Annotated in this window: 9 protein-coding genes; 5 read left to right on the top strand and 4 right to left on the bottom strand. The window is 40.1% G+C overall.

The window, feature by feature from the left end; all coding sequences use genetic code 11:
- Both AC29Z1_RS14665 and AC29Z1_RS14670 read left to right on the top strand, forming a co-directional pair.
- Nucleotides 1-371 (top strand): DUF2284 domain-containing protein (locus AC29Z1_RS14665; RefSeq protein ID WP_488272198.1); only part of this gene is annotated, 371 nt, incomplete at its 5' end.
- A 171-nt stretch (nt 372-542) separates the two neighbouring features.
- Nucleotides 543-755 (top strand): hypothetical protein, encoded by a 213-nt coding sequence (locus AC29Z1_RS14670; RefSeq protein WP_488272199.1) that lies wholly within the window; start codon nt 543-545, stop codon nt 753-755.
- 27 nt (nt 756-782) lie between these two features.
- Here AC29Z1_RS14670 and AC29Z1_RS14675 read toward each other — a convergent pair whose 3' ends face one another.
- The 3 genes from AC29Z1_RS14675 to AC29Z1_RS14685 all read right to left on the bottom strand — a co-directional run bounded on the left by AC29Z1_RS14675 (nt 783) and on the right by AC29Z1_RS14685 (nt 1,687).
- Nucleotides 783-1,016, bottom strand: a complete 234-nt coding sequence (locus tag AC29Z1_RS14675) for a hypothetical protein (RefSeq protein WP_488272200.1) — start codon at nt 1,014-1,016, stop codon at nt 783-785.
- 118 nt (nt 1,017-1,134) lie between these two features.
- Nucleotides 1,135-1,278, bottom strand: a complete 144-nt coding sequence (locus AC29Z1_RS14680) for a hypothetical protein (protein WP_488272201.1) — start codon at nt 1,276-1,278, stop codon at nt 1,135-1,137.
- Nucleotides 1,279-1,546: 268 nt separating this feature from the next.
- Nucleotides 1,547-1,687 (bottom strand): hypothetical protein, encoded by a 141-nt coding sequence (locus AC29Z1_RS14685; RefSeq protein WP_488272202.1) that lies wholly within the window; start codon nt 1,685-1,687, stop codon nt 1,547-1,549.
- A 158-nt stretch (nt 1,688-1,845) separates the two neighbouring features.
- Between AC29Z1_RS14685 and AC29Z1_RS14690 the strand changes: the two genes are divergently transcribed.
- Together AC29Z1_RS14690 and AC29Z1_RS14695 are read left to right on the top strand one after the other, a co-directional pair.
- Entirely contained in the window at nt 1,846-2,004 is a 159-nt protein-coding gene (locus AC29Z1_RS14690) for a hypothetical protein (protein ID WP_488272203.1), read from the top strand.
- 106 nt (nt 2,005-2,110) lie between these two features.
- Complete coding sequence (locus AC29Z1_RS14695) at nt 2,111-2,344, top strand: hypothetical protein (RefSeq protein WP_488272204.1); 234 nt, start codon at nt 2,111-2,113, stop codon at nt 2,342-2,344.
- Nucleotides 2,345-2,490: 146 nt separating this feature from the next.
- Here the strand turns inward: AC29Z1_RS14695 and AC29Z1_RS14700 are convergent, their stop codons facing one another.
- A complete protein-coding gene (locus AC29Z1_RS14700; RefSeq protein WP_488272205.1) occupies nt 2,491-2,652 on the bottom strand; it encodes a hypothetical protein in 162 nt (53 codons plus the stop codon).
- A 241-nt stretch (nt 2,653-2,893) separates the two neighbouring features.
- On the opposite strand from AC29Z1_RS14700, the gene AC29Z1_RS14705 reads away from it, so the two are divergent.
- The coding region (locus AC29Z1_RS14705; RefSeq protein WP_488272206.1) for a heme NO-binding domain-containing protein at nt 2,894-4,011 on the top strand (1,118 nt) is incomplete at its 3' end.

The raw sequence follows: 4,011 nt of genomic DNA on the forward strand, positions 1-4,011 counted from the left end.
GGCATTTGTGTCCTTCAGCCGAAAATTTTTTGAAACCTTGGGAATATGAACAAATATTTAAACGCTATACATGGGGTGTAATTATTCATTCTACTGACGTTAAAATTGCTCAGAATGTTTCTTATGAGCTTGAGTTGGAAGCATTTCACCGTGGATATCATTTTGCCTTTTCTTTGAGCAATTGCGCCATTTGTGCCGAATGTCTCGGTTTTCAGAGAAAGCCTTGTGCCAATCCAGTCAAAACTCGGCCTGAATTCCATTCAGTAGGTATTGATGTTTTCAAAACCGTTCATAAATTTGGATTACCGCTGCAAACATTAAGGACAGCAGATGAAACAACCAATTGGTATTCGGCTGTGTTTGTGGAATAGTAAAAGATTCTATCGCTTACAGATCGATTTCCCGTTTGTTCAATTTGCCGCTAGTTTTAAGCAAACCTATAGGCTTCCGGGGTCTAACCTGGAGGTCTTTCTGGTTTTGTGCATCGAAGTAAAAGGATTATTCTTTTGGATCACGAAGTGATAAGTAAAGGGGGACAAGATATGTGCGGAATGAATTGGTATCGTGAAGAAATGGAACGAGCAGAAGAAGATGTAGATCGGTTAACTCAATTAATTAAAATGATGGAAGAACGGTATAAATTGCCGCTGACTCAGTCGGGTGATAATAGACTTAGTCCGGATATTGTTGCCGTTTATTCAGAGCTTGTTTCGAGAAAAAATGAGTTAGTAAAGGACAAAACCCCACAGACATAGCAGCTGCGGGGTTTTGTATTGTTATTTTTATGATAACGTATTATCAAGTCCTTCCTGCATTGACTCATAATCAAAAACTTCCTGGTCGGTGGCCTTAGACATAATAGAGGAATTATCCGTGCGGGTCAGGCTGTTATTGTCGCCATGTTCGCTAAACTTATCGGTTACGTTTTCAGGTGCAGTATCATCATAGCCATGGGTAGCAATGATTAACTCGGCATCAGATATACTGGAAAACATTCCGGGAATAAGTTTTTTCATCAAATCCCTCCTTATGATAAGCTATTTTTAGTTTCTCCAAAGATTTTGATTCAATGAGCTTTAATTTTGCAAAAAAATAACAAAGCGGACGAAATGCCGCTCTGTTATTAAAAGGGGGTTATTGCGAAGACTTGGTATTTGTGAGAGATTCTTGCTGGTTGGGTGAATTGCTCATAGTTGACGTTTGCTGGTCTGTGGATTTCTGATTGGCAGACTGATCTTTTTTGGAGTTTGCGCCGCCGGGTAAATCTTTAAATCCCATTCCCATCACCTCCAAAGTTAGTATTTCCTATTTTGCCTAAATATACCATGAAAATATAAAGGTTTTTTTACAAAAATATAAAAGGGATGGATTTCTCCACCCCTTAAAAATGGCAGCTTACTTTCGGCATTGTTCTTGCTTTTTTTCTTCTTTGCCTTTTGGACAAATTTCTTTACCAAATTCCACATTCGCTTTGTTTGCTTTGTTACAACGTTCTTGATTTTTAGCCATAGTTTCATCTCCTTTCGTGTAAGTTGGGAGGTGACGGTTAGTCATCGGCTATTTCGTTAATCATGAATTTGGTAGCCTGGTAAATAACTGCGCCAATAGCCACAGCTTTAAGCACTGATGTTATGCCAATATCAATATCCATATCCATCAGTGACTTTCGCTTTTTTCGATGCAGCATACTTACCACCTCCTGTTGATAGTGTATCCAAGCTTTATGAGTGCAACACGAAGTAAGAATTGGATTGAAAACCAATAAAAAATATGGCACTTATTATCCAACCAGATTAATACGATAATATAAATGAAAGAAATTTATTCCATAGGAGGGCGGCAAAGATGGTAATAAAAATAGGGGCAATTCAGCGGATACATCTAACCTTTCGTGACTATCGTAACGTAACGGAAGGGAGTAAAAAGAAGCCGCAAACCAAGGCGCGGTTTAAAGAAGTTCTTACTAAGCAGTTGGCAGCCAAACCTCCTATTACGCGAAAGTAATTTTTGCAGGCTACTGTTTGCCTATTATGAAATAAATTTTTTGGAGTTGACATATAGAAAATGGGGCATAATATGCTTACGTAATTAAATATATAATGGTGATAGTATGAAGGGCATAAAAACCGGTCAGGATATCGTCAATTTGCATAGGGAATATGTTGATAAAATAAATGAAATTGAAGTGGCTCTAAGTAAACTTGAAGAGTTTGACTATACCAAAAAAGTACTCAAAGAAGAACACTCTAAATTGACAGCCGATTTGCGGGCTCTCGAAACTACCCGTTTTCAGGCTATGGAACCTGTTATTATTACAACATCGCTGCTTGGTGGCCGCTCCTAAAGATAGGAATGCTGTAGATAACTGAACCCGATTAGAACACACATTCTAATCGGGTTCAGTTATCTGTTGATAAAAGTCTAGAACGTAAAGGCAATCCCCAAGAGTGAAACCAGATAATTGATTTTAATAACTGAGATTCATACAAGCTACAGCTCATCGGCACAGATGGTTTCAGTGCCTTCCACACATTTGAACTCACATTGGCTGCAGCTCTCGCCGCTGCCGCGGTAGTCAAAGCATTTGTTTTCCCCATTTAAGTTTTTGCCATTCCAAAAGCTATAAATGTGGCAATTTTCTTTGCTGGACAAACTATCACCTCCCACGTAATTGGTGATGTTAGTTTACCCCGATATAGATGACAAAATCCTCGAATGAAGGAAAGTAATCCTATTGCGAATGGCGTTTTAGCGTATGCGTGTCTAGGACATCATTGCCGATTTTTCGGGAAAAGCTCGCAAATTTTGTAAAATAATAGAGGGAATTTTCACGGGTAGCGAGAATACCATTAGCAATATGGATAAATAGTATATTTAGATATGGGGTGTTTTTGTGAAAGGAACCGTTGTTGGGACATGGGTTAACACTGCCCACAAGATTTGGGGGGAGGTGTTAGCACAAGAAGCAATGCGGCACGTTGGCTGGGAGCCTACTAAGTTATTCTTGCCAACCGAAGAAATCGACGATGCTATACCCAATAAGTTTGTTACTTTTTTAGCCAATCGTACAGGCAAAAGTCTGGATGAAATTTGGTTTAGCATCGGTAAAGACAATGCTGCAACGTTTTCCCAGGCCTACCCCGCTTTTTTTCGTCAGGAGAGCTTATACTCGTTCTTACGGTCCATGTATGATGTACATGTTGTAATGGTCAAAAGGATACCTGGTGCTAATCCGCCTGAGCTGTTGATTGAGCCGGTATCCGAGTATTGTGCGATATTAAGTTATCGATCCAAGCGCGGCATGTTTGGTTATCTGAAGGGTTTGCTGGCTGGAGCAGCCGAGCATTTTAAAGAAGACATCAAGACGGAGATTATCGAGTCTTCGGCAGAGCATTTAAAGATGCTGATTACTTTTCCTAAACCGATTACCAGCACCAATGTATACCGGTTCAATCGACTGTTATCCTTTGGTTTCATTCGGAGTATTCCGATTAAGTTAGGTATTGCTGTTGGCATTGTATCATTGCTGGTTGGCGGGTTGTTGTGTGCAGTGGACATTGATGTGCCGCTATGGATGGCATTGTTAAACGGCGTCTTGGCTGCAGGTGGTGCTGCGCTATTACTCCGGCCGTTTGACGGCATTAAGGCGGAGATTGCCGATATTCAAGAACACAAATATTTTACTGAAACCAAGCTTAAATCTAATGATGAGTTTGAAGAAATTAGCGAATTGCTTTCAGAGTACAAAAAGCGGGTTAAAAGTGAGTTTATTGGCTTTAAGGGTATCACTGACGAAATGAATAAATATGGAGATGATTTTAATTCGTTAGCAGCACGCATGCAAGACACGTCTGATGAAATTTCCGGAGTCATCAATGATGTGGCTATGGCAGCCACTAATCAGGCAATGGAGACTGAGTCGGCTGTCGGTATTCTGAATGGAAATTTGGAGACACTGCGGACGGTAGTGACAGAACAAAGTCACAACAAAGAGCAGTTAGAAGTGGCAGT

The sequence above is a fragment of the Sporomusa sp. genome, from assembly GCF_057736855.1.